We start from the raw sequence: 4,600 nt of genomic DNA, 5'->3' as shown, positions 1-4,600 counted from the left end.
GTCCAGGGGGAGGGGGGGGCGGTGGTCCCGACGGGCAGGGTGAGTCGGAGGGTAGCAAGGCCCGGTAAACACTCTTCTTTGCACTCTAGCCATTCGGTTTTGGCGGTGAGGGTGAGGGTTTTTGTATTGAGTCGGGCGGGGACTTTGATTTGGGTGAGTAAAAATATTTCGCCTTCGTAGCCGTAGGTGGCGAGGGGCGGGGTGCTGATGTATTCGGGGTAGGGCCATTGAATGGGACCGGCACTCAGGCCCTGGGGTAGTTGCCATTGGAGAGTGGTGGCGAGGCCGGAGTCGCCGGGGTTCTGCCAGTAGCTATGCCAGCCTTCGTCTAGTTTGAGTCTGAGGGCAACGGTGAGATTTTGTCCGGGTTGGACTGCGCCTACTGCCGCGACTAGCTCGGCTTCTGCATGGTCTGAGCGGGCGGGAGCCGCCCAGAGGGGGAACTGGCCCAGAGTCACTAAAAGCCCTAATCCCAACCACAACCAACGCATCATCATTTGTCCAATACGCTCTCTTCGTCAGCCTAGTGGTTTCAACCCCTAGATGCCAATACACCCCCACTGTCCAGTCTCTATAATGTTGTCACGGCTTCTGGAGACTAGCATTGACCGATTCTCCTGCCTCTAACTCACCATGTTGCCATTCATAGGGTTCAAAATCTCCCAACCGAGATAAATCACTGTTTAACCATGCCTAGTGTTCCTAGATAAGTTTCAAGAGCTAGCTGAACATGTTCTGATGGAACTCCATCAAGGGTAGCTAGGCGACCTAATAACCACCCTGGGAAGGTAGTGGTAATGGGTATGGGTTCAGAATCCTGCATTATTTCATCTCTAGAGATATAATTTTCCATTTTAAACATCCTCAATCCTGCTCTATTTATCTAGCGCACGGGCATGGAGGCTGCTTGAAGCCCCAACCCCAGGCGCAAATACGTAATAATAGATCGGCCTATTGCTGCACCCGCCATGCCCCGCCGTAACGATGTTCAGAAGATCCTGCTGATTGGCTCTGGTCCGATTGTGATTGGGCAGGCTTGTGAATTTGACTATTCGGGGACCCAGGCCTGTAAAGCCATGCGCGAGGAAGGTTACACCGTGGTCCTGGTGAACTCCAATCCCGCCACGATCATGACGGACCCCCAACTCGCCGACCGCACCTATATCGAACCCTTGACCGTAGATTTTGTAGAGCGCATTATTGCCCGCGAACGGCCCGATGCCCTGTTGCCGACCATGGGCGGTCAGACCGCTTTGAACTTAGCGGTGGACTTGGCCCAGGCCGGGGTTTTGGAGCGTTACGGGGTGGAACTGATTGGAGCCAAACTCCCCGCGATCCAGATGGCAGAGGACCGGGAACTCTTCAAGGCCGCCATGACCCGGATTGGTCTTAAGACCCCGCGCTCGGGTTTCGCCCGCACCCTCAGTCAGGCCCAGCAGGTGAGTCAAGAGATTGGGACCTTCCCTTTAATCCTGCGCCCCAGTTTCACCATGGGCGGTAGTGGCGGCGGGATTGCCTATAACCGCCAGGAATTTGAAGAGATGGCCCAAGCTGCCATCGAAGCCTCCCCCGTCAGCCAAGTCCTCATTGAAGAATCGGTCCTGGGTTGGAAGGAATACGAACTTGAGGTCATGCGCGACCTCGCCGACAACGTGGTGATTATCTGTTCGATTGAGAATTTAGACCCGATGGGCGTGCATACGGGCGACTCCATCACCGTCGCCCCGGCCCAGACCCTGACCGACCGCGAATACCAACGGCTCCGCGATGCGGCGATCAAGATCATCCGTGAGATTGGTGTGGAGACGGGCGGCTCTAATATCCAGTTCGCGGTCAACCCTCTGGATGGACAGGTCCTCATTGTCGAGATGAACCCCAGGGTTTCACGCAGTTCGGCCCTAGCCTCCAAAGCGACCGGGTTCCCGATTGCCAAGATTGCCGCCAAACTCGCCGTGGGCTTCACCTTAGATGAGATCCCCAACGATATTACCCGCGAGACCCCCGCCAGTTTTGAGCCGACGATTGACTATGTTGTGACCAAAGTTCCCCGGTTCGCCTTTGAGAAATTCCCCGGCTCTGAGCCCGTCCTGACGACCCAGATGAAATCCGTGGGCGAGGCGATGGCGATGGGGCGGACCTTCCAGGAATCTTTTCAAAAAGCTTTACGTTCGCTGGAGACGGGCCGCGCCGGATTTGGAGCCGACCGCACCCCGACCCAATGGGAGACTGGACAACTCGAAGGCAGTCTCCGCACGCCCAGTCCCGAGCGGATTTTCGCGGTCCATCAGGCTCTTTACGAAGGGATGACCGTCGAGCGGATTTACCAGTTGACCGGGATTGACCCCTGGTTTCTCCATAAGTTGCGCGAGTTAGTGGAATTTGAGCAGACCCTCCAGGCCCAAGGGGTAGATCTGGAGTTACTCGGACAAGCTAAACGCCTCGGCTACTCTGATCGGCAACTGGCCTATTGTTGGGGCTTAACCGAACCGGCCGTAGCCCAATTGCGCCGCGAACATAACCTCCAGCCCGTCTACAAAACCGTAGACACCTGCGCGGCGGAATTCGTCGCCTTCACGCCCTACCACTACTCCACCTACGAAACGGAAACCGAAGTCCAACCCAGCGACCGCCCCAAGGTCCTCATCTTGGGCGGCGGACCCAATCGCATCGGTCAGGGAATTGAGTTTGACTACTGTTGTTGTCACGCGAGTTTTGCCCTTACCAAGCACGGCTACGAGACGATCATGGTCAACTCCAACCCCGAGACGGTTTCCACGGACTACGACACTTCTGACCGACTCTATTTTGAGCCTCTAACCTGTGAAGATGTCCTCAATATCGTCGCGGTCGAAAAACCCGTGGGCGTAATTGTCCAGTTTGGCGGACAGACCCCCCTCAAGCTCGCTGTCCCCCTCGAACAGGGCCACGCCCCAATCTGGGGTACCTCCCCGGACGCGATTGACCAAGCCGAGGACCGGGAACGTTTTGAGCAACTCTTGACGGAACTTGCGATCCGTCAACCGCCCCACGGAATTGCCCGCTCTGTAGAAGAAGCGCGGGTGATTGCTCAGCGGTTGGGCTATCCGGTCTTGGTCCGGCCCAGCTACGTTTTGGGGGGCCGGGGAATGGAGATTGTCTACGCCGACCGGGAACTCGACCACTTCATCCGCTTTGCGGTCGCGGTGGAACCCGGTCAACCGATTCTCGTGGATAAATTCTTGGAAGAAGCGATTGAAGTAGATGTGGACGCGCTCTGTGACCGGACGGGCCAAGTCGTCATTGGTGGGATTATGGAACACATCGAGCAAGCCGGGATTCACTCCGGCGACTCCGCCTGTATCCTCCCCGCCCAGAATCTTTCAGCCGCCGTCCTGACCACGATCCGGACCTGGACTGCTGCGCTAGCCCGCAAACTCGGGGTCGTGGGTCTCATGAATATCCAGTACGCTGTCCAGGGCGAAACCGTCTATATCCTTGAAGCCAACCCCCGCGCCTCCCGCACCGTCCCCTTTGTCAGTAAGGTCATCGGCGTTCCCCTAGCCCAACTAGCGGCCCTCATCATGGCGGGCAAAACGCTCCAGGAACTCAACTTTACCGAAGAAGTCATCCCTCCCTACGTCGCTGTGAAAGAAGCTGTGTTCCCCTTTGCCAAATTTCCCCACACCGATATCCTGCTCGGTCCCGAAATGCGCTCCACGGGTGAGGTGATGGGGATTGACCGCGACTTCGGGCGGGCCTTTGCTAAGGCGCAACTGGCAGCGGGTCAGAAACTTCCGACCACAGGCCAGGTTTTCGTCTCCGTCAGTGACCGCGATAAACCCTTGGTCGTCCCGGTGGTGCAACGCTTACTGAGTCTGGGGTTCACGGTGATCTGTACCGAGGGCACCCGTCAGTATTTACTCGCACGAGATATTCCCACCGAGTTAGTCTTCAAAATCAGTGAAGGCCGTCCCCATGTGCGCGACATCATGCAGAACGGCGCGGTCCAATTGGTGATCAATACCCCGACGGGTAAAGAAGCCCGCACCGACGGTCAACTGATCCGCCGCACCGCTTTTTCCCTAGGTATCCCCGTCGTCACCACGATCAACGGAGCGTCTGCCCTCGTCAGTGCCATTGCTGCCCTTCAACAGGACACCCTGGGCATCTGCTCGTTACAGGAGTACCATGAGTTGCTAGGAGGCGTAGGTTTACAGGAACTTTATTAATTAATACTTGTTCAAGAATTAGTATATTTATGTCCCCGTACCGTAAAAATCATATAAGGAAAAGGGTAATGCCTGATTTGATGAGATTTTCACCAGAAATGCAGCAACTTTTGCAAGAACTAATTGTGATTCCTTACCAGAGTCAATCTACACTTACTTGGCAGACACAGGTCCTCCAGAATAATGGTGATTATTGTAGAAAAACACTCTTGGAGCAAGGTCGAGTTGACTTTACACAATCTAAATTTGGTCTTATAAGGTTTCCGTCTGTATAATTCGTATAGGCCTAAACGAATTGGCTCTTCCATATAAGTGGTGAACAGCTAAATTTAATTCGAGAAAGCTGCTAACAGCCTATGGCGCATATTGGTAAATAATCTGAAACCATATGC

At 55.2% G+C, this 4,600-nt stretch carries 2 protein-coding genes; one reads left to right on the top strand and one right to left on the bottom strand.

Features of this window, described 5'->3' with window-relative positions; genetic code table 11:
* A partial coding sequence (locus tag HFM78_RS04430) for a protein-disulfide reductase DsbD domain-containing protein (RefSeq protein WP_287128215.1) occupies positions 1–494 on the bottom strand: 494 nt, incomplete at its 3' end.
* Between the two features lie 474 nt (positions 495–968).
* Here HFM78_RS04430 and carB point away from each other — a divergent pair.
* Entirely contained in the window at positions 969–4,208 is a 3,240-nt protein-coding gene (gene carB, locus HFM78_RS04425) for a carbamoyl-phosphate synthase large subunit (protein ID WP_287128214.1), read from the top strand.
* Positions 4,209–4,600 lie beyond the last annotated feature (392 nt).

The sequence above is a fragment of the Candidatus Cyanaurora vandensis genome (assembly GCF_013285555.1).
Lineage (GTDB): Bacteria > Cyanobacteriota > Cyanobacteriia > Gloeobacterales > Anthocerotibacteraceae > Cyanaurora > Cyanaurora vandensis.
Note: the sequence above shows the minus strand (reverse complement) of the source record. Positions and strands in the feature narration are given on the sequence as shown.